The organism is Synechococcus sp. CCAP 1479/10, assembly GCF_019038515.1.
Taxonomy (GTDB): Bacteria; Cyanobacteriota; Cyanobacteriia; order PCC-6307; family Cyanobiaceae; genus Cyanobium.
Window position 1 is genome coordinate 405964 of sequence record NZ_JAFKRJ010000026.1, and the last position, 19606, is coordinate 425569.

General features: G+C 69.6%; 22 protein-coding genes and 1 pseudogene. 13 read left to right on the forward strand and 10 right to left on the reverse strand.

What is annotated here, in order from left to right:
• Positions 1-57 precede the first annotated feature (57 nt).
• From KUG39_RS10220 to KUG39_RS10245, 6 genes are all read right to left on the reverse strand, one after another.
• On the reverse strand, positions 58-585 hold the full coding sequence (locus KUG39_RS10220) for a ferritin (RefSeq protein ID WP_094587170.1): 528 nt from the start codon (positions 583-585) through the stop codon (positions 58-60).
• Positions 586-744: 159 nt separating this feature from the next.
• Positions 745-1644 (reverse strand): alpha/beta fold hydrolase, encoded by a 900-nt coding sequence (locus KUG39_RS10225; RefSeq protein WP_216914897.1) that lies wholly within the window; start codon positions 1642-1644, stop codon positions 745-747.
• Positions 1641-2348, reverse strand: coding sequence for a phosphoesterase (locus tag KUG39_RS10230; RefSeq protein WP_216914899.1), 708 nt, complete (start codon positions 2346-2348; stop codon positions 1641-1643). The genes KUG39_RS10225 and KUG39_RS10230 overlap by 4 nt, the downstream gene beginning before the upstream one ends.
• Positions 2348-3169, reverse strand: a complete 822-nt coding sequence (locus KUG39_RS10235) for a metallophosphoesterase family protein (RefSeq protein ID WP_094587200.1) — start codon at positions 3167-3169, stop codon at positions 2348-2350. The genes KUG39_RS10230 and KUG39_RS10235 overlap by 1 nt, the downstream gene beginning before the upstream one ends.
• A 34-nt stretch (positions 3170-3203) precedes the next feature.
• The gene (locus KUG39_RS10240) at positions 3204-3953 is read right to left on the reverse strand and encodes a CobW family GTP-binding protein (RefSeq protein WP_094587176.1); all 750 of its coding nucleotides are present in this window, start codon (positions 3951-3953) and stop codon (positions 3204-3206) included.
• The gene (locus KUG39_RS10245) at positions 3950-4948 is read right to left on the reverse strand and encodes a CobW family GTP-binding protein (protein ID WP_216914900.1); all 999 of its coding nucleotides are present in this window, start codon (positions 4946-4948) and stop codon (positions 3950-3952) included. Before KUG39_RS10245 ends, KUG39_RS10240 begins: the two co-directional genes overlap by 4 nt.
• 197 nt (positions 4949-5145) lie before the next feature.
• Here KUG39_RS10245 and pstS point away from each other — a divergent pair, with 197 nt between their 5' ends.
• Positions 5146-6153 (forward strand): phosphate ABC transporter substrate-binding protein PstS, encoded by a 1008-nt coding sequence (pstS, locus tag KUG39_RS10250; protein WP_216914902.1) that lies wholly within the window; start codon positions 5146-5148, stop codon positions 6151-6153.
• 85 nt (positions 6154-6238) lie between these two features.
• Here the strand turns inward: pstS and KUG39_RS10255 are convergent, their stop codons facing one another.
• A complete protein-coding gene (locus tag KUG39_RS10255) occupies positions 6239-10255 on the reverse strand; it encodes a magnesium chelatase subunit H (RefSeq protein WP_216914904.1) in 4017 nt (1338 codons plus the stop codon).
• 137 nt (positions 10256-10392) lie between these two features.
• Here KUG39_RS10255 and dapB point away from each other — a divergent pair, with 137 nt between their 5' ends.
• The 5 genes from dapB (at position 10393) to KUG39_RS10280 (ending at position 13738) form a co-directional block, all read left to right on the forward strand.
• Positions 10393-11259 (forward strand): 4-hydroxy-tetrahydrodipicolinate reductase, encoded by an 867-nt coding sequence (gene dapB, locus KUG39_RS10260; RefSeq protein ID WP_216914906.1) that lies wholly within the window; start codon positions 10393-10395, stop codon positions 11257-11259.
• Between the two features lie 16 nt (positions 11260-11275).
• Positions 11276-11923, forward strand: coding sequence for a DUF8619 family protein (locus KUG39_RS10265; RefSeq protein WP_216914908.1), 648 nt, complete (start codon positions 11276-11278; stop codon positions 11921-11923).
• Between the two features lie 64 nt (positions 11924-11987).
• On the forward strand, positions 11988-12257 hold the full coding sequence (locus tag KUG39_RS10270; RefSeq protein ID WP_094587186.1) for a CAB/ELIP/HLIP family chlorophyll-binding protein: 270 nt from the start codon (positions 11988-11990) through the stop codon (positions 12255-12257).
• A gap of 97 nt (positions 12258-12354) precedes the next feature.
• Complete coding sequence (locus tag KUG39_RS10275) at positions 12355-13605, forward strand: FAD-dependent monooxygenase (protein WP_216914910.1); 1251 nt, start codon at positions 12355-12357, stop codon at positions 13603-13605.
• Positions 13526-13738 (forward strand): DUF2949 domain-containing protein, encoded by a 213-nt coding sequence (locus KUG39_RS10280; RefSeq protein ID WP_094587206.1) that lies wholly within the window; start codon positions 13526-13528, stop codon positions 13736-13738. Before KUG39_RS10275 ends, KUG39_RS10280 begins: the two co-directional genes overlap by 80 nt.
• A 3-nt stretch (positions 13739-13741) precedes the next feature.
• On the opposite strand, the gene KUG39_RS10285 is transcribed toward KUG39_RS10280, so the two are convergent.
• Positions 13742-14281 (reverse strand): adenine phosphoribosyltransferase, encoded by a 540-nt coding sequence (locus KUG39_RS10285; protein WP_216914912.1) that lies wholly within the window; start codon positions 14279-14281, stop codon positions 13742-13744.
• Positions 14282-14361: 80 nt separating this feature from the next.
• Between KUG39_RS10285 and KUG39_RS10290 the strand changes: the two genes are divergently transcribed.
• From KUG39_RS10290 to KUG39_RS10310, 5 genes are all read left to right on the forward strand, one after another.
• On the forward strand, positions 14362-14916 hold the full coding sequence (locus tag KUG39_RS10290; RefSeq protein ID WP_190609645.1) for a DUF3038 domain-containing protein: 555 nt from the start codon (positions 14362-14364) through the stop codon (positions 14914-14916).
• Positions 14917-14938: 22 nt separating this feature from the next.
• Positions 14939-15571, forward strand: coding sequence for a DUF4335 domain-containing protein (locus KUG39_RS10295; protein WP_216914914.1), 633 nt, complete (start codon positions 14939-14941; stop codon positions 15569-15571).
• Between the two features lie 109 nt (positions 15572-15680).
• Positions 15681-15926 carry a hypothetical protein gene (locus KUG39_RS10300; protein WP_015108440.1) on the forward strand — a complete coding sequence of 82 codons (246 nt, stop codon included), beginning with the start codon at positions 15681-15683 and terminating at the stop codon, positions 15924-15926.
• Positions 15927-15936: 10 nt separating this feature from the next.
• Positions 15937-16314, forward strand: a complete 378-nt coding sequence (locus KUG39_RS10305) for a hypothetical protein (RefSeq protein ID WP_233134046.1) — start codon at positions 15937-15939, stop codon at positions 16312-16314.
• Between the two features lie 257 nt (positions 16315-16571).
• Entirely contained in the window at positions 16572-17075 is a 504-nt protein-coding gene (locus tag KUG39_RS10310) for a hypothetical protein (protein ID WP_216914916.1), read from the forward strand.
• On the opposite strand, the gene KUG39_RS10315 is transcribed toward KUG39_RS10310, so the two are convergent.
• Positions 17009-17170 carry a hypothetical protein gene (locus KUG39_RS10315; RefSeq protein WP_216914918.1) on the reverse strand — a complete coding sequence of 54 codons (162 nt, stop codon included), beginning with the start codon at positions 17168-17170 and terminating at the stop codon, positions 17009-17011. The two genes, KUG39_RS10310 and KUG39_RS10315, sit on opposite strands and share 67 nt — an antisense overlap.
• Before the next feature lie 161 nt (positions 17171-17331).
• On the opposite strand from KUG39_RS10315, the gene KUG39_RS10320 reads away from it, so the two are divergent.
• Positions 17332-17838 (forward strand): TspO/MBR family protein, encoded by a 507-nt coding sequence (locus tag KUG39_RS10320; protein ID WP_216914920.1) that lies wholly within the window; start codon positions 17332-17334, stop codon positions 17836-17838.
• Positions 17804-19345, forward strand: a complete 1542-nt coding sequence (locus KUG39_RS10325; protein ID WP_216918294.1) for a bifunctional aminoglycoside phosphotransferase/ATP-binding protein — start codon at positions 17804-17806, stop codon at positions 19343-19345. Before KUG39_RS10320 ends, KUG39_RS10325 begins: the two co-directional genes overlap by 35 nt.
• Here the strand turns inward: KUG39_RS10325 and KUG39_RS10330 are convergent.
• Positions 19342-19606, reverse strand: a pseudogene (locus KUG39_RS10330) (DUF4912 domain-containing protein); the annotation flags it as partial. The gene KUG39_RS10325 and the pseudogene KUG39_RS10330 sit on opposite strands and share 4 nt — an antisense overlap.

The window sequence follows — 19606 nt, forward strand, 5'->3', positions numbered from 1 at the left end:
CGCCCGTCGATTCAGTCGGAGCGTATGACTACGGTAACGGGATGACGCCATAGGCCGTCAGGCGCCCCTGGTGCCGCTGAGGCCCCCTTTGACGTGGGTCAGGGCCGTCCCCTCGAGGAACTGCTGGTCCAGCAGCAGCAGGGCGGCGCTGTTGTCGCCGGCCAGCCGCAGGCGCTTGCGCACGAAGCGGGCTTCGGCCTCCTCCTGGAGCTGCTCGGCCACGAACCAATCGAGCATGGCCGTGGCGCTGCGTTCCCCCATGCTCTCGGCCATGGCGTAGAGCCGGTTGATCGAGGCGGTGACGCCCTTCTCCATGTCGTAGACCTGATCGAACAGCATCTGCACCGAGGGCCAGCTGCGTTCCGGAGCCTCGATCGTGGGCAGTTCCACCTGTTCGTCGCTGTCCACCAGATAGGCGATCATGCGGGCCGCATGGTCGCGCTCCTCCTGGCTCTTCTCGTGCATGTAGGCGGAGAAGCCGGCCAGATCCTTTTCCCGCAGCCAGATCGACATGGCCAGATAGGTGTGCCCGGCCTGGAACTCAGCGGCCAGGTGTTGGTTGATGGCACTGGTGAGCTCTTTCACAGGCACGGCGGGAATCACTCCCTATCCATAGCCCGAGGCGGAGGCCGGGGCAGGAGCTTTCACACACTCACACGTGACATTGGCTACGGGCACCATCGACAAACGGAACATATGGCCGCTGTTGTTGATGCTGTCCAGCCGGAATCTGCGGGGCTGCGATCAGCCCATCGGTCCCTGCACCTCCAGCAACCGCCGCCCCAGCAGGGCGCCGAACTCCTGGTGCAGGCCGAGCCGGCCGGGAAGGCGGGTCACCCCATCGGCGGTCTGGGCCAGAAGTTCCATCTCCCGGGTGGACCGGGGCGGGGCCGCCGTCGCCAGCACCACCTGAAACGGACACTGCAGAGAACGGGCCTGCTCCAGCCACCAGCCGCTCTCGCCTGCGGCATCGAGCCCGCCGCTGACGAAGGCGGCACTGGCGAAGCGGGAGCCGCGGCGCCGGGCCAGCCGCTGCTGCTGCCGCAGGCGATCCGGCGTCAGCAGGCCTGGATCCAGCCACACGTGCCGCCGCAGCATCAGCCGGAGCATGGCCCGGCTGGTGTTCAGCCGGTAGAGCGCCGGGCCGATCAGCGGCAGGGCCACCAGCCGCCGCAGCCAGCCGAAACGCCCCGGCGACCAGCCCGTCATCGTGGGCAGGGGCCCCCGCCAGGTGGGCGCCACCGCGACGAAGCGGCTCCAGCGGCCGGACCACGCGCTCGCCAGGGCCAGGGCCAGGGGGGCGCTGTGCCCGGCGGCCACCACGGTGAGGGGGCCGAGCTGGCGGGCCTCCAGGTCGGTGAGGACCGCTTCAAGGCTGGAGCGCAGCAGGGCGGCGTCGTAGGCGAGCGCCGGACGGTCACTGTCACCGAAGCCCGGCCAGTCGAAACTCACCAGCTGGACCCGGTCGTGCACGGCCGTGACCAGCGGCTGCCACTCGCTGCGGCTCGACACGGTGCTCAGGGCCGGCAGCAGCAGCCAGATGGGAGCACCCTGCGGCCCGCTGCGCTCGGTCACGATCTGCAGCCGCCGGCCGTTCAGATCGAGGCTCAGTGTTTCCACCGCGCCGCCGAACACCGCCGTCATGCGAACCCCCTGCGGCGCACCCGGGCCGGGTCAGGGGCCGTGCGGAAATCGAGGTGGTCGGTGCCCGGGTCGTAGAGGGTGTACTGAAGCCCGCGGCCCACGCCGATCACCTGGCGACTGGGCACACTCTGGCGCAGCTGCCGTTCCCCCTCGAGATCCCGCACCCGTGCGGTGATCCCCCCGCCGCAGAGCGAGACGCTGAACTGTTCGCCGCTGCGGGCCGTGAACAGGCGGTTCACGTCCATGCGGGTGAGGCGATCCAGCAGGCACAGGGGATCCGTGGCGCTGCCGAGGCTGTCCCCCACGTCGGCGGAGCTGCCATGCAGCAGGGCGCAGTCGAGTTCGACGAAGCCGAAGCGCAGGGCGGCCAGCCAGTCCATGAGGCCGGGATCCACGGCCCGAAGCAGGGCCTGCACGGCGTCCTCTCCAGATTCCCGTCGCAGGGCCTCGGCCCGACGCTCGCCGCGGTAGCCCCGTTCCGCCAGCAGCTGCTCTTCCCACCAGCCGTAGATGCAGTGCGCTCGCAGCTCCCCCCGGCGCGGATGCTGCAGGCGCTCCAGCAGCGGCCGGCAATCCCGCTCCGGGCCGATCAGATCCCCCAGCAGGAAGAGGGTGTCCACCCGGCGGCGACGCAGGTCGGCCAGAACCGCCTCATAAACGTCCAGGTCGCCGCCCAGGCCACTCAGCAATGCCCACCGTGCCATCAGCGCTCACACACGTGGCTGGCGTCGTCGGCCCGCTCGGCGTACTCGAACCCGTGGCGCAGGCGCCAGGCGAACGGAGGCGGCAGGCCCGCAGCCAGGATCGCCCGGCAGGTGCGTTCGACGTCGTAGGGAACCTGGCGGATCTCCACGGTGTCACGGTCCCCGTCGTGGATCACGTAGGTGGCCTCGGTGCCCCCGTGCCGCGGCTCGCCCACCGAGCCGGCGTTGACAATGCGGCGAACGGGAAGATCCATCCGGCGCTCGGACTCCTGCCCGGGACCGCTATCGGGACGGCGCAGCCGCAGCTCGATCGAGCCCTCACGGAACTCGCGCACATAGGGGCGGTGGGTGTGGCCGCAGAAGAGCATGTCGGCCCCGGCCGAGACGACCCGCTCCAGGGCGGCAAAGGCCTCCATGTCCGGCAGCAGGTACTCGTGCTGGCTGTTGGGGCTGCCATGCACGAACACCAGGCCATCGCGGCGCAGGGACAGCGGCAGGCTGGCCAGGAAGTCCTTGTTGTCCGGGCTCAGCTGGGCGGCGGTCCAGTGGTGGGCCAGCTGCCCCCGCCGCTCCGCCAGCTGGGAGGGATAGCTGCACTCACAGGCATTGAGCCCCTCGATGATGTCCTCGTCCCAGCAGCCCTGGCAGGTGGGGATGCCGCGGGAGCGGACCAGCTCGACCACCTCATTGGGCTGGGGGCCATAGCCCACCAGATCCCCCAGGCAGGTGATCGTGTCGACGCCGAGCCGATCGATGTCGTCCAGCACGGCTTCGAGGGCGGCCAGGTTGGCGTGCAGGCAGGAGAGAACGGCGTGGGCCATGGGGAACGGGGAGGGCAGGATCGGATGGAAGGCGTCAGCCGGTGGCGGGAAGCGGCTCGCCCTGGGAGCGGCGGGGGGCCTGCTGCAGCTCCAGAACGGCATCACTGATCAGGCAGTCGGCGATCGTGGTCTGGAGGCCGGCCGTGTCCAGGCCCTTGCCCTGCACCACCAGCCTTGAGAGGCGCATGGGCCGTCCATGGGGCGGCGCGACGCTCCGCAGCGGCAGAAACTGGGTGCCGCTGCAGCTCACCATCCAGTTGAAGAGGAAGCCCCGGCCATCGGGCAGGTTCACCAGGGCCTTGGCGCGGTAGACATCGCCGTAGGCCCCATTGACCAGCTCGAACCAGAAGCTGTTCACGCTGGCGGGATCCCAGACCTCCGTCACCAGATCCAGGCTCCAGGAGTCCAGGGCCCCGAACACCAGGGTGTCCTGACGCGGCAGCTCGCTGTCACGACCGAAATGGAGGTGGCGATCCGGCCGCAGGCCCAGGGCGAGCGTCTCGGGAATCTCGGGCCCGAAGAGGGGCAGCTCGATCAGGGCCAGCAGGCCCTCCGCCTCCGGTGCGGGGTCCTGGGATCCGTCAGCCAGCTCACGCAGGTCAGGGATCTGGTCGTGGAGAAAGGCCTGATCGAGGCCCCCATCCAGGGCCAGGGGGCGCCCCTCGGGATCGACGCCTTCCAGACGCCGATAGACGCGGGGGCCCCGGTGCTCCTGCAGGCGGCTCAGGATCCAGCTGGTCTTGCCGCAGCCCGGCGGTCCGGAGACCAGAACCACCCCTCTCATGGCGCCACCACGCAGGCTTCCAGCTGGGCCCGCAGGCTGCTGGTATCCAGGTCCCTGCCGATCGCCACCACCCTCGTGTGGCGCGGGGCGCCGTCGGGCCAGTCGGAATCATCGATGGTGAAGCGCTTGCCGCAGAGGTGGAACAGGTGGCGGCGCTCGCTCTCCCGGAACCAGAGCACCCCCTTGGCCCGGAAGACGGAGGCGGGAAGCTGGTTGTCGAGGAAGTGCTGGAACCGGCGCAGATCGAACGGGGCCTCCACCGCCAGGGACACCGATTGGAAGCCCTCCAGCTCGGGGGTATGGGCGTGGTGGTGGGCGTGCACGTGATGGTGATTGTCGTGCCCAGGGGCCTCCTCGCGAGCCTCCTCCTCAGCCTGCAGGCTCACCAGCCGATCGGTTTCGAACAGGCCCACGCTCAGCAGCATGGCCAGCGGCACGCCGGAGTGGTCGGCGCGCAGCAGGCGGGCATCGGCCTTGATCTCCCGCAGGCTGGCCTCCACGGCGGCCAGTCGCTCCTCATCCACCAGATCGCATTTGTTGAGCACCAGGATGTCGCCGTAGACCACCTGGGCCCGGGCGATCGGGCTGGCGCAGGCGGTGGCCTCGAAGTGTTCGGCATCGATCAGGGTGATGATCGAATCAAGGCGCAGGCGGTCGCGGAAGTCCCCGGCCAGGAAGGTCATGGCCACGGGCAGGGGATCGGCCAGACCGGTGGTCTCCACGACGATGTAGTCGACCGGGTCAGGGCGGTCCAGCACCCGGTGCACCGCCGCCTTGAGCTCGCCGTTGATCGAGCAGCAGATGCAGCCGTTGCTGAGCTCGACCATGGCTTCACTGGTGGCCACCACCAGCTCGTTGTCGATACCGATCTCGCCGAACTCATTCACCAGCACGGCGGTGCGCGTCCCCTGCTGGCCGGAAAGGATGCGGTTGAGCAGCGTGGTCTTGCCGGCGCCGAGGAAACCGGTGAGCACGGTGACGGGGATCTGGACCATGGGGGTCGGGACGGACAGCCGCTCAGCCGGAGATAGGACTGATAACGGTTCTCATTCTGGACCTTGGCCGTCCCCGGCGCCGCTCCAGGCCAGCCGCCATGGGGAGATTCAATCCTTGAACACCCGTTAACCTCTCCATAACACAAACGGTCAGAGCGGGTTGCTATTCATAACTTGCCCCAAAATTGGCCATTCTGATGACCTTCGCGAAGAAGGCCCTGATTCTCTCCGCAGCCGGCGCTGTCACGGCTGGCCTGGCGGTTCCGGTCATCGCCCAGAGCAATTCGATCAACGGCGCCGGGGCCAGCTTTCCGGCTCCCGCCTATCAGCGCTGGGCGGTCGAATTCGCCAGGGAAACCAAGCGGCAGGTGAACTACCAGTCGGTGGGTTCCGGCGCCGGCGTGCGCCAGTTCCATGCCGGCAGCGTCGATTTCGGCGCCACCGATGACATGCTGGATGCCTCCAAGGGTGAATTCACCAAGGGCGTGACCGCCCAGCGCGGTGCCCTGCAGATCCCGATGATGGGCGGCACCGTCACCCCGGCCTACAACAATCCCGGCTGCAAGAACCTGAGGCTCACCCAGCGTCAGCTGGCTGACATCTTCCTCGGCAAGATCCGCACCTGGGATCAGCTGAAATGCGGCAAGGGCCCGATCACTGTGGTTCACCGCTCCGACGGATCCGGCACCACCGCCGTGTTCACCAATTCCCTCTCCTGTTTCTCGCCCGAGTGGAAGTCGAAGGTGGGAGCATCCAAGGCCGTCAAGTGGCCCGTGGGCGTCGGCGGCAAGGGCAATGAGGGCGTGGCCGGCCTGATCCAGAACACCCCCGGTTCGATCGGTTACCTCAACCAGGCCTTCGTGAAGGGGCGGATCACCCCGGCGGCCCTTCAGAACAAGTCTGGCAAGTTCGTTCTGGCCAACGACGCCACCGGTGCGGCTGCTCTCAACGGCATCCGCCTGGATGCGCGCATGGGCGGTGAGGACTGCAACCCGGCCGGCGCCAACGCCTTCCCGATCGCCTCCTTCACCTGGGTGCTCGCCTATCAGCGCGGTAACGGCGACAAGGCCGCCACCCTGCGCCAGTTCCTCAACTGGGGTCTCTCGCCCAAGGGCCAGAACATCGCCCGGCAGCTCGAATACGTGCCCCTCACCGGCGCCGTCCTGGCACGGGCCCGCGCCGAGGTGGCCAAGATCGGCCGTTGAGGTTGGTTGCTTGCAGTTGGCCCTGCGGGGCTGACAACAGATGATCAGGGGGGCTTCGGCCCCCCTTTTCTTTGCGGAGCGGGGATTACTCGCTGACGCCTTCGATCCGGTCCTCGATCTCCTGGTAGATCTCCTGCAGCTGGGCGATGTTCTCGTCGGAGGTCTCCCAGTAGCCGCGGCCGTTCACCTCCAGCAGGGTGCCGACGATGCGGCGGAAGCTGTGGGGGTTGAGCTCCATCAGCCGCTTGCGCATCTCCGGGTCGTTGATGAAGGTCTCATTGGCCTCCTCATACACAAAATTGTCGACCGCACCGCTGGTGGCGCTCCAGCCCAGGGTGAAGTTGAGCCGCTTGGCCACCTCCCGTACCCCCTCGTAGCCAGAATTGAGCATGCCCTCGTACCACTTGGGGTTGAGCAGCTTGGTGCGCGAATCGAGGCGGATGGTTTCGCTCAACGAGCGCACCTGGGCGTTGGCCGTGGTGGTGTCGGCGATGTAGCTGGTGGGGGCCTTGCCGTCGTCGCGCAGGCCGGCGATCAGCTTGGTGGGGTCGGAGTCGAAGTAATGGCTCACATCGGTGAGGGAGATCTCCGCCGAATCCAGGTTCTGGAAGGTAACGTCGGCGGTCTTCATCGCCGATTCGAACACCTCGCGGTTCTGGTTCATCTCGCCGGGGTTGTCGGCGTTGAAGGCGAACGTCTTGCGGGAGAGGTACATCTCCTGCAGCTCGCCCTCCTCCTCCCAGGTGCTGTTCTCGACCGCCAGGTTGACGTTGGAGGAGTAGCTGCCGCTGGCATTGGAGAACACCCGGGTGGCGGCGTCCCGCAGGGAGATGCCCTGGGCGGCGGCCTGCTCCTGGCTGTGCTTGCGCACGAAGTTCATCTCCAGGGGCTCGTCGGCCTCGGCAGCCATCTTCACCCCCTGGTCGATCAGGGCCATCTGGTTGATGAACAGGTCACGGAACACGCCCGAGCAGTTCACCACCACGTCGATGCGGGGCCGGCCCAGCTCCTCGAGGGAGATGAGCTCCAGCTTGTTCACCCGGCCGAGGGAATCGGCCATCGGACGCACGCCGATGAACCAGAGGATCTGGGCCAGGGATTCGCCGTAGGTCTTGATGTTGTCGGTGCCCCAGAGCACGCAGGCGATCGTTTCCGGCCAGGTGCCCTGCTCGGCCTTCTGGCGCTCGATCAGCCGGTCGACCACCACCTTGGCGGCGGCGATGGCCGCCCGGGTGGGGATGGCCTGGGGATCGAGGGCATGGATGTTCTTGCCACTGGGCAGCACGCCGGGGTTGCGGATCGGATCCCCGCCGGGCCCGGGCAGGACGTACTCACCATCGAGGGCCCGCAGCAGGCTCTCCATCTCCATATCGGCGCAGATCTGCTCCAGGCAGAAGCGCAGGTAGGCGAACTGGCGATCCAGCTCGGTGACATCCACATCGGGGAAGCCCGCCTGGCGGCAGGCGCTCAGCCAGGGGGAGGGGAGGCGGTAGCCGAAGCGCTCCAGCAGGTCGAAGAACCAACCGAAATTGCGCCGCAGGGTGACGCGGCCATCGGCGCCGGTGACCTCCCGGACCATGGCGCCCACCGCCGAACGGCAGGCCTCGGTGATCACCCGGTTGAGCTCCACATCCGCCAGCACGCCTTCATCGTTACCCCGGTACACCTCGGCGATGGTGCGGCCCCGGCTCTCGGCCAGCAGGCCCGGCAGGGAACGCAGGCCCTCCTCCTCCCGCTCCAGCGCAGCGATGCTCACCAGGGTGGCGACCGCCTCCTCGGCGGTGGGCGGCTTGCCGATGGTGTGCAGGCCGCAGGGCAGCAGCCGGCTCTCGATCTCCATCAGCTGGCGGTACACGGCTCCCACCACGCCATCGCGGCCGTCGAGGTCGAGGGCCGCCGCATCGGCATCGCCCTCGGGCAGCTCCACGTCCTTGTCGAGGTTGCACTGGCGGGCGGTTTCGATGATCGCGTTGACGATCTGCACACCCCGGGAGCTCTCGCGCAGCTGCTGGTAGGAGCCCACCAGCTCGCCCAGCTCCTTGAGGCCCTTGTAGAGGCCGGCGTTCTCAGCCGGCGGGGTGAGGTAGCTGATCGTGGAGGCGTAACCGCGCCGCTTGGCGATGGTGGCCTCCGACGGGTTGTTGGCCGCGTAGTAGTAGAGGTTGGGCAGGGCGCCGATGAGGGAATCGGGGTAGCAGGTTTCGCTCATGCCCATCTGCTTGCCCGGCATGAACTCCAGGGAGCCGTGGGTGCCGAAGTGCAGCACCGCATCGGCGCCCCAGACCTTCTCCAGATAGGTGTAGTAGGCGGCGAAGCCGTGGTGGGGGCTGGCGCTGCGCGAATAGAGCAGGCGCATCGGATCGCCCTCGTAGCCGAAGGTGGGCTGCACCCCCACGAACACGTTGCCGAAGTGGCGGCCATAGATCAGCAGGTTGGTGCCGTCGGAGTTGAGGGAGCCGGGGGGCTTGCCCCAGTTCTCTTCGAGGCGCTCGGAATAGGGGGTGAGCCGCTCGTATTCCTCGACGCTCATGCGGTGGGCGATCGCCAGCTCGGGGGCCCCCTGCAGGGCCTCCGGATCGCTGAGCACCGCCTCCATCAGTTCCTTGGGGGTGCGGGGCATGGCGTCCACCGTGTAGCCCTTGGCCTTCATCTCCTCCAGCACGCGGAAGATCGAGCCGAAGACATCGAGGTAGGCGGCGGTGCCCACGTTGCCCTTGTCGGGGGGGAAGCTGAACACGGTGATCGCCAGCTTCTTCTCGGCGCGGGGCTTGATCCGCAGTGACGCCCAGCGGATGGCCCGCTCGGCGATCGCATCCACACGATCCTGGAGGGTGTGGGCCTTGCCGGTGGCGTCGTCGCGCCCCGAGAGCACGATCGGTTCGATGGCGCCATCGAGCTCGGGGATGGCGATCTGCAGGGCCACCTGCACCGGGTGCAGGCCAAGATCGCTCTCCTCCCACTCCTGGGTGGTCTGGAAGACCAGGGGCAGGGCCACCATGTAGGGCCGGTTGAGGCGCTTGAGGGTCTCGATCGCCTTGGGATGGTCCTGGCGGGCGGGACCGCCCACCAGGGCGAAGCCGGTGAGGCTCACCACCCCGTCCACCAGCGGCTGGTCCGGGTTGAGGGGGTCGTAGAAGAAGGAGGAGACGGGCCGGGAGAAGTCGAGACCGCCGCAGAACACGGGGATCACAGTGGCGCCCCGGTACTCCAGTTCCTGGATCACGGCCACGTAGTGGGCCTCATCGCCGGTGACGATGTGGCTGCGCTGCAGCACCAGGCCGATCACCGGGCCCCGGCGGGCCTTCTCGCTCAGATCACTGCGGCTGGCGCTCCAGTTGAGGTACTCCTTGAGGTCCTCGAACATGCCCGGCGCCATCGGGTGCCAGATGCCCAGGTCCGGGAACACCACCGGGTCCGCCACCGTCAGCTGGGGCCGGCCCAGCTCCGCCTTCCCGAAGACGTAGCGGTCGGCCAGCATCAGCAGGAAGTTCCGCAGGTTGTCCGGCGTTCCCCCCAGCCAGTACTGGAAGCTGAGCATGAAGGAACGGGCGTCCTGCGCCTTCTCCACCGGCAGGTACTTGAGCACCGTCGGCAGGGTGTTCAGCAGCTTGAGCATGGCGTCCTGGAAGCCAGCCCCATTGGCTTCCTTGCGCTTGCGCATGAACTGGGCGATGGCGCTCTTGCTCTGGCCCAGCTGGGCCATCGAGAAGGTGCCCAGCTTGTTGAGGCGCATCACCTCCGGCATCGACGGGAACACCACCACCGCCTTGAGGCGGTCGCGGTGGGGGGCCACGGCGTCCACCACCTTCTGGGCCAGGTCCTCGATGAAGATCAGCGAGGCGATGAAGACGTCGGCCGCTGCCACGTCGGCGCAGAAGTCGGCGTAGTTGGCCGGGTCGCGCAGCTCCTCGATCAGGTAGCCGCTGAGTTCCACCGCCAGGGGACCGTTCTGGTCGTTGAGGCCGGTGGCGGCGGTGGTGAGGGCGTTCTGGTACTGGGGTTCGAGCACCACGTAGACGGCCTTCATAACCACCCGGTCGTTGGCGCCATCGGTGGGGGCAGGGCTGACCCGGCGGCTGGCGGAACGGACCTGCGTGAACATGCGGCGGATGCGTTGAGCAATGTGAAGCAGCCTACGGAGGTCCCGCCGGGGACGCGATCGGTTGCAGCGCAGCGTTACAGGCTGCAGCCCTGCCGGTGGGCCGGGCCACATAGGCTCGCCTGGAGTGCTAGTTGCCCATGACCGCGACCTCCCCGTCCCCAGCAGAGCCGGCAGCGATCCCGGTGGTGGTGGCCGGGGCCCTGGGCCGGATGGGCGCCGAGGTGATCAAGGCCGTGGTGGCGGCCCCCGACTGCACCCTGGTGGGGGCGATCGACACCACCCCGGGCCGCGAAGGGGAGGACGTCGGGCTGGCCCTGGGGCTGGGGGAGCTGGAGGTGGCGATCAGCGCCGACTTCGAGGGCAGCCTCTGCCAGGCGGGCCAGGCGGTGCGGCAGTCCGGCCCGGGCGGCGGCGCGGTGCTGGTGGATTTCACCCACCCCAGCGTCGTCTACGAGCACTGCCGCGGCGCCTTCGCCTACGGCGTCCATCCGGTGATCGGCACCACCGGCCTGCGCCCCGACCAGCTGGCCGATCTGGCCGCCTTCGCCGAGAAGGCCTCCATGGGCGGGGCGGTGATTCCCAACTTCTGCGTGGGCATGGTGCTGCTGCAGCAGGCGGCGGCGGCGGCGGCACGCTTCTACGACTACGCCGAACTCACCGAGCTGCACCACAACCGCAAGGCCGATGCCCCCAGCGGCACCTGCCTCAAGACCGCCGAGCTCATGGAGGAGCTGGGCAAGAGCTTCAACCCCCTGCAGGTGGAGGAGCACGAGAGCCTGGCCGGCTGCCGCGGCGGCCTGCGGGAGAGCGGCCTGCGGCTCCACTCGGTGCGGCTGCCCGGGCTGGTGGCCCACCAGGAGGTGATGTTCGGATCGCCCGGCGAGACCTACACCCTGCGCCACGACACGATCGACCGCAGCGCCTACATGCCCGGCGTGCTGCTAACGGTGCGCAAGGTGCGCCGGCTGGGCGGCCTGGTCTACGGCCTCGAGAGGCTGCTGTGAGCCGAGCCATCCACCGATGCTGATCCCCCTCAAACCCGGCGAACTGCTCCGTCTGATCCCGGCGGTGGCCACCGGTCCCCAGTTCACCGCCTGCAGCGGCGACCCGCGCAAGCTGCTGCAGCGGGTGCTGATCTCGGTGATCGGCGGGGTGATCGCGCTGCTGGTCAGTCAGACCCTGCTGTTCCGCAGCCAGGCGGGCCCGGTGTTCCTGGTGGTCGGCTTCGTGTTCCTTCTGTATGTGCTGTGGGGCCCGATCCTGGAGGCGGGACGCCGCAACGCAGTGCTGCGGCGCTACCCGGCGGCCGCCATCTTCGAGGGGGTGGTGGCTGACCAGTTCCGGCGGGAGGTGGTGGAGAACCGCCGGGAGCAGGCCAACAAGCAGGGGCGCCTGGAGCTGGTGGAGAACCGCCGCACCTGGCTCTGCCTGGAGCTGGAAGATGAGGATGGCTACCTGGGCCAGATCCGCTTCCCGCTGGAGAAGAAGCACGAGCAGATCCGGCGGGGCATGGTGATCCGCTGCCTGGTGCTCAGTGAGCGCAAGGACTTCTCCCGCATCGGCGCCCTCTCGGATGGCTGGCTCCCCCAGCTGAAGCAGTGGGTGGGCGAGTACCCCTATCTGCTGCGGCCAGCCTTTGAGGAGCTCTGCCTGCGGCGCCTGGGGTGAGGACGCTGGACGCATTCGAAACAATGCGTTACAATTCTCGCAATACTTCTCAAGGAGTTCTCCCATGACCGCCGCCACCCCCACCGCTCCCACCGCCCTCGATCGCTCCGCCATCCGCGGCGCCACCGTCACCACCGAAGACGGCGGCCGCCTCAACGCCTTCGCCACCGAGCCCCGCATGGAAGTGGTGAGCGCCGAGAGCGGCTGGGGCTTCCACGAGCGCGCCGAGAAGCTGAACGGCCGCATGGCCATGCTCGGCTTCATCGCCCTGCTGGCCACCGAGTTCGCCCTGGGCGGCGAGGCCTTCACCCGCGGCCTGCTCGGCATCGGCTGATGGCAGCTCCCCTTCGGGGGACAGCCTTTCTCCGTTCCGCCGTTCACGGCGGACCCCATCGCCGCAGCAGACTTTCTGTTGCGGCTTTTCAATGGCCATGCCCGCTTCGCTCCACGCCCGGATCCGGGGCGCCGGCCCCACCGGCGCCCTGGCGGCCCTGGCCCTGGCCCAGGTCGGCTGGCGGGTCAGCCTGCACGATCCCCTGACCGCCGAGGCCCTGCAGGCCCGGGAGCGGGCCTACGCCTTCACCCACTCCAGCCGGGAACTGCTGCAGCGTCTCGGGCTCTGGGGCGACCTCCGGCCCACCCTGGTGCCCTTCCGCCGGCTGCACCTGCGCGACGTGGCGGCGGAGCGTGATGTGCGCTTCGAGCCGGCCGACCTGGGTCAGGCCGACGCCGTGGGCTGGATCGGATCCCACCGGCCCCTGATGGCGCTGCTGCTGCGACGCCTCGGCCAGCACCCCGCCGTCCGCCTGGAGCTCGGCGGCGCAGCGGCGGCCGCCACCGTCAGCCACGCGGCCGACGCGAACGACGCCGACCTGCTGGTGGCCGCCGACGGCCCCGACTCCCCCACCCGCCGGGCCCTGGGCATCGGTCAGTGGAGCCATCCCTACCGCCAGGCCTGCCTCACCGTGCAGGTGGAGATGCGTGGCTGCGCCGACGACGAGGCCTGGGAACTGCTGCGGCCGGAAGGCCCCTTCGCGGTCCTGCCCCTGGGCGAGCGCCGCTTCCAGCTGGTCTGGAGCGCACCGGCGGCCCGCTGCCGCCAGCTGGAGGCCCTGGAGGCCCCGGCCTTCCTCGACCGGCTGGCGGGGGCCCTGCCGGACCGGCTCCAGCCCGATGCCCTGCTGGCGCGGCCCCGCGCCTTTCCTGTCGCCCTGCAGCTGGCCCGGCGCCTGCATCGCGGCCGCACGGTGCTGGTGGGGGAGAGCGCCCACCGCTGCCATCCGGTGGGCGGCCAGGGGTTGAATCTCTGCTGGCGGGATGTGGCGGTGCTGCAGCGGCTGGCCGAACGGGCCGCCCGGGGCACGCTGTCGCCGCGCAGCATCGGAGCCGCCTACGGGCGCCGCCGCTGGCCCGATCTGCTGCTCACCCTGCTGGCCACCGACCTGCTGGTGCGGATCTTCTCCAACCGCCACCGCTGGCTGCTGCCGCTGCGCCAGCTGGGCCTCGCCTGCCTGGCGAGCGTCGACGGCACCCGGGCCCTGGCCCTGCGGGCCATGAGCCAGGGACCTTGTCGCCTGCACCAGCCGCTTGCAGCATGGGGGGATGGTGATCAGCAGCTCTCCCCAGCCCCTGCCCTCTCCGGCCATGGTGCGTTTCCTGCGCCATCAGCTGGGCCTGAGTGAGAACGCCCTCCAGCTGGGCATCCGCCAGTCCCAGCTGGAGCAGGCGCCGCTTCCGGCCGTGCTCTGGCGGTTCGGCCTGATCAGCCTCGAGCAGTTCGACAGCGTCCTGGCCTGGCAGGACCAGCAGAGCTGAGGCTCAGCTGTAGATGATCAGGGACTCGATCGGATGCTCCTGGGGCAGCCGGCTGCGGCCGTCGAGGGCCGCCAGTTCCGCCAGGAAGCCGAAACCGCAGAGTTGTCCCCCCGCGGCCTGGACCAGCTCGCTGCAGGCCGCGGCGGTGCCCCCGGTGGCCAGCAGGTCGTCGACGATCAGCACCCGCTGGCCGTCAGCGAGGGCATCGCTGTGGATCTCCAGCCGGTCGGTGCCGTACTCGAGGCTGTAGTCCACGCCGATCACCTCGCCGGGCAGCTTGCCCGGCTTGCGCACCGGCACGAACCCCACGCCCGTGACCGTGGCCAGGGCCGTGCCGACGATGAAGCCGCGGGATTCGATGCCCACGATCAGGTCCGGCTGCACCTGCTCACAGAGCAGCCCCAGCAGGCGGATGGCCTCGCCCCAGCCCTCGGGATCCCGCATCAGGGGCGTGAGGTCACGGAAGAGGATGCCCGGCTTCGGAAAGTCGGGAATGTCCCGGACCCAGTCGCGCAGATCGATCGAGGAAGGGCTGCTGGCCATCGTGCTGCTGGGTCGTGCTGGTGAAGGGACCGGTACCGGCGACGTGACGGATGGACGGCGCCGCTGGCATCATCGCAGTCATGGCCAAGGACACTTCGGAAGCGGCGACCCAGGACCGCTCCTCCCGCCCCCTGCCCCGCAGGGGACTCGAGCGTCTCGATCTGATGCTGCTCTGCATGGAGGCGCTCGACCTCAACGGCGGCGAAGCGATGGTGTGGATGAGCGAGCAACTGGGCTACGCCGGGCTCTTCCCCAACCGGGTGGAGCTGTGGAAGCGGCGCTGCCACAACCCCCTGCGGCGCTCCTGCCGCCGCGGTGAGGTGCCCGTCGCCGAGACCGATGCCCTGATCCGCATCCTCTGCGTCATGGCCGACCGCCTCTACCCGATGCTGCGCTCCCTGCTCTCCAGCAGCGAGCCGGAGTCGGTGGCGAAGGAGCGCTGGGACCTGTTCCAGGGGCGTCTGGGGGAACTGATCCAGGAGCGCATGAACCCCCGCCGCAGCGGCGTCCAGAAACTGCTCGATCCCAACGACGGAGCTGCCCAGCGGCTCCAGCTGGTGCAGGGCCTCAGTCTCTGCGCCGGCCAGGGGGGCTTCGAGCGCATCAAGGCCAGCCTGATGGACGCGGTGGCGTGACGGCGGCCGCAGCAGACCCCCCATGGTTCAGAGTTCCGTGATGAAGCAGAGCCTCGTCTTCGATCAGCTCAGCTGCCGGCTTCAGGTGGAGGGTCTCCCCGACGTCTCCATCGGCCAGAGCGGTGCGGCCCTGGGCATCATCACCGGCTGGACCCTGCAGTGGGTCGGCCGGCCGCTGCTGGAGGGCCGCCGTGAGCACCTCCAGGCCCTGATGCAGGTGGTGCTGCCCTACGCCCGCCACCTGATCAGCGGCGTGCGCCGCGAGTTCAGCGTGGCCGGCGAACCGGTCGACATCGGCCCCCACCCCGACGGCGGCCACCGGCTCCTCCTCCGCAGCAGCCAGCCCGACACCCCTCCCCTGGAGATGCATCTCGACGATGCGGAACTGGCGGATCTGGTGCGGGTGCTGGATCTGCTGCGCCTCGATCCCCGCGTCCAGCTGCCCCTGGCGATTCCCGATCCGGAGCCCCTCGGGCCCAGGGAGCTGATGGAGCGGATCCCCCTGCACCGGCGCCTCTCGGCCCCGGTGGGTGGCGCGGCGGCCCTGGCGGTCTCGGCGGCCCTGGTGCTGCTGCTGCCCCCGCCCACCGTGCCCCCCGCACCGACACCGGCGGCGCCGGCGGCCGTGGAGGCCCCGGCCACCCCGCGGCCCTGAGCCTCCGCCGGGCGGCGAGCGGTTGACGTCGGCCCGGCACTGGTCACACTGGGTCAATCATCCAGCGCCTCCACTGCCATGCAACGGGCTCACCGATGGGCATGATGCGATGGGCATGACCTGGTCGGAACTGCGCCGCCGGGTGGCACGGCTCGGTGCCGCCCTGGATGTGGTGGTCCGCAGCGATCCGGAGGTCTGCGGCCTGAGCGGTTCACATTTCCACCTCACGCTCCACCACGGCGGCCAGGGCGACTGCACGGTCAATGACCTGTCCCTGATCGATTGTCCCAACGAGCTGGTGCTGATGGAATTCGAGCGGTGGATGCGGGGTGCCGGCTATCCGCTGGAGCCCTGACATCCCGGCCATGCCCCACACCCCCTACCCGCTCCATCTGCCGACGCCGAGGGGACCGACACCGGGGAAGGGTCTGGAGCTGCGCCGTCGCCGGCGCCGTCCCTCCTCTCGCTGGCGCCAGGTGCTGGCGGGCCTGCTGCTGATCCTGGCGGGAAGCCTGATCCTGGCCGGGCTGATGCAGCTGCCGGAACGGCTGGATGCCCTGCTGCTGGTGAGCAATGCCATCGCCAACCTGATCAGCGGGCTGAGCCGGCTCAGCATGGGCATCCTGCAGCTGGGCAGCGTCATCGTGGTGGCCCTGCTGGCCCTGATGGCCCTGCTGCTGCTCGTCGGCGGCGGCGTCCGTCTGGTGCGGGGGCTCACCGCCCGGCCGCGCCGTCCCTCCTGAGGCGGAGGCACCGCAGCCTGAAGGTCCCGCGCCGGGGACTCAGTGGTGCAGCTGCTGGAACCAGAACCCGGCCAGCTGCCAGGACGACAACAGGAAGATCGCCAGGATCAGCCAGTTGACCCAGGCGGGCCGTTCGCGGTTCTCGAACATGGCGGCAGGGGAGTCGCGTCCTTCGCCCTGATCCTGCCAGTGCGCCCGGCTGATCCGATGCCGCGTGACGGTCGGTGGCACCGAACGAATGTCAGCGTTCCGTCCCCATGCCGAGCGACCCCTACTCCGGCCCCGCCCCAGGCGCCCTGCTCTCCTGCCTTGGCTTTCCCGGCTGGGGGGGACTGCACCTGGTCGTCCCGAGCCGGGGACAGCCGCCCGCCCTGGCCAGGCGTCTGGAGCTCTGCCGGCGGGACGACGGGGCCGCAGGGGGCCGGCTGCTGCCCGCCCTGCTGCGCCGCCACCGCGATCTGGAGCCCCTCGATCCGGCCCGCTGGCCCTGGGCCGGCGACACCGCCTTGGCCTGGCCCCGGACCTGGGGGCATCGCTACCTGCTGATCTGCCGCTGGGGATCGGCCACGCCGCTGCGCATCGCCGCCTGGCAGCGGCAGGGGGAGGGTCAGGGCCAGCAGGGGGGCTGGGCGAGGCTGTGTGCACCCATCCCCCTGTCCTGCTTCAGCGAGCGCTTTCTCACCCCACGGGGTGGTCAGGAGATGACCAGGGCCACACCCAGTCCGACCACCATCAGGGCGATGGCCCCCACGGCCCAGTAGGCATGGATCTGGGCATCGGCCCTGGTCTCGCCGATCACCATCGTGCCTTCGTCGGCGTAGAGGTTGTCGTGGTTCTCGAGGTCGTGGGTGTGCATGGGGCCTCCAGCAAGCTCGTCGGACCTCTCCAACGTAGGAACGCCGGACGGACCGGTCCGCCACCGCGACGAACCGACACCCCCCGCCACGGTCTGCCCCGGTGGCCCGCCATGGCAGGTTGGCCGGCGGCGCCCAATAATGCGCCTGTCTGCAGAGTCCCGTGCCGCCCTGGCTGCTGATCCTGATCACCGTTCTGGTGATCACCCTGGTCGTCAATCCCACGGAGCGGGATTTCGTCTGGTATCGCAGCCTCCGGCGACCGGAGTGGATCGCCGCCCAACCGTGGGTGGCTCTCGTCTGGCCGCTGATCAGCGTCTGCTTCTACGGCTCGGCGCTCGCCTTCTGGCAGACGGCCGGCTCCTGGGGCTGGGTGGCCGTGTACGCCGTCCTGCTGGTGCTGCTGCGCAGCCCCCACTGGCTGATCTGCCGTCTGCACCGCCTCACCGCCGGCCTTCCCCTCTGGTTGCTGAGCTGGACCCTGACGCTGGTTCTGGCCCTGATCGTGGGGCCCGCCTCGCCCCTGGCCTCGGGGTTGCTGCTGCCCGCCCTGGTCTGGACGCCGGTGGAGGCCGCCATTGCCCTGCGGATGGTTGGATTGAACCGCAAGGAGCACCGGAGCGGCCGTGGACCCGATGATCGCCGCCCTGCTCGATCCCGGCGCCTATGACCATCCGGTCGAACGGGTCGAGTGCCTGGAGACCCACATCTCCTGGATCCTGCTGACCGGCACCATCGCCTACAAGATCAAGAAGCCGGTGAACCTGGGCTTCGTCGATTTCTCGACCCCGGAGCGGCGCCGCTGGTTCTGCCAGGAGGAGCTGCGGCTCAACCGCCGGCTGGCTCCGGACCTCTACCTCGGGCTCACTCCGATCCACGGCCCCCCCGAGCGCGCCAGCCTGCAGGGCAGCGGGCCGACCCTGGAGCTGGCCATCCGCATGCGCCAGTTCCCCCAGAGCGCCCTGTTGGGCGCCGTTCTGGAGCACCAGGGCCTCACCGCCGACCAGCTCGAACGGCTGGCGGATGACCTGGCGGCCTTCCACGCCAGCGCTGCGGTGGCCCGCCCCGACGAGGCCTACGGGTCCCCGCAGCTGGTGAAGGTGCCGGCCATGGCCAATCTGGAGGTGCTGGCGGCCAGCGGCGCTGGGGTCGCGCCGGAGGTGGCCGCCCTGCGGCAGTGGACGGAGGACAGCTTCGCGGAGCTCCAGCCCACCTTCGCCCTGCGCCGCAGCCAGGGGCGCATCCGTGAGTGCCATGGGGATCTGCACCTCGGCAACCTGCTGCTGGAGGGGGGGCGCATCCGGGTCTTCGACTGCCTGGAATTCAGCCCCGAGCTGCGCTGGATCGACGTGATCAGCGACCTGGCCTTTCTGGTGATGGATCTGGAGCACCGCGACCGCCCCGACCTGGGGGCGGTGCTCCTCAACCGCTGGCTGGGACGTTGCGGCGACTACGGCGGCCTGCTCACTTGGCGCTGGTACCGGGTCTACCGCTCCCTGGTGCGGGCCAAGGTCTGCGCCCTGCGCCTGCGCCAGCCCGACCTCGACGCCGGCACGGAGCAGCTTCTGCAGCGGGACCTGGAGCGCTACCTCCTGGGCGCCCTTCGCGCCAGCGCAGTACCGGCCCCGGCCCTGGTGATCACCCATGGGGTCTCCGGCAGCGGCAAGAGCCACCGGGCCCGCCAGCTCTGCCGGCGCCAGGGTTGGATCCAGCTCAGCTCCGACGTGGAGCGCAAGCGCCGCTTCGGCACCTGGGGCCAGGGGGACGCGCCCCCCCTGCAGGGGGATCCCTACCGAAGCGCGGTGAGCGCCGACCTCTACGAACGGCAGCTGCCGGAGCAGGCCGCCCGGATCCTGGCCGCCGGGTACGCGGTGGTGGTGGATGCCACCTTCCTGGGCCGTGATCAGCGCCAGCGGATGGAGGACCTGGCCCGACGCTGCGGCGTGCCGTTCCTGATCCTGGCCTGCTGCAGCACGCCTGAGCAGGCCCTCCGGCGCATCGAGGAGCGCCGGCGGCGGGGCGGTGATCCCTCCGACGCCGATGGGGCCGTGCTGGAGACCCAGCTCAGGGCCCAGGAGCCCCTCGACGAAGGGGAGCTTCGGCACGTGCTCGAGGTGGGGGCGGAGCTGACGGCCGGCGATCTGATCGCCCGTATGGAGGAGTGGCTGGGGGCCTAGAACCACTCGGCCAGGGCGGCCTCGCGGGTGTTGACGTTGGCTTCGGGGGTGGAGCGCCGGAACTCCATGGTGATGCTGCGCTTCTGCTCCCCATCGGCCGCCAGGGCCTCGATCGGGTAGAGCTGCTGGCCGTCGCGGAAGGGCACCTGCACCCGGAAGGTGCCGTCGGCCGACAGGGGCACCTCCTCACCGCCGATGCTGAGGCGGGCCGCCGGATCGGTGGCGCCGTAGACGATCAGCTCGGCATCGGCCACCAGCCAG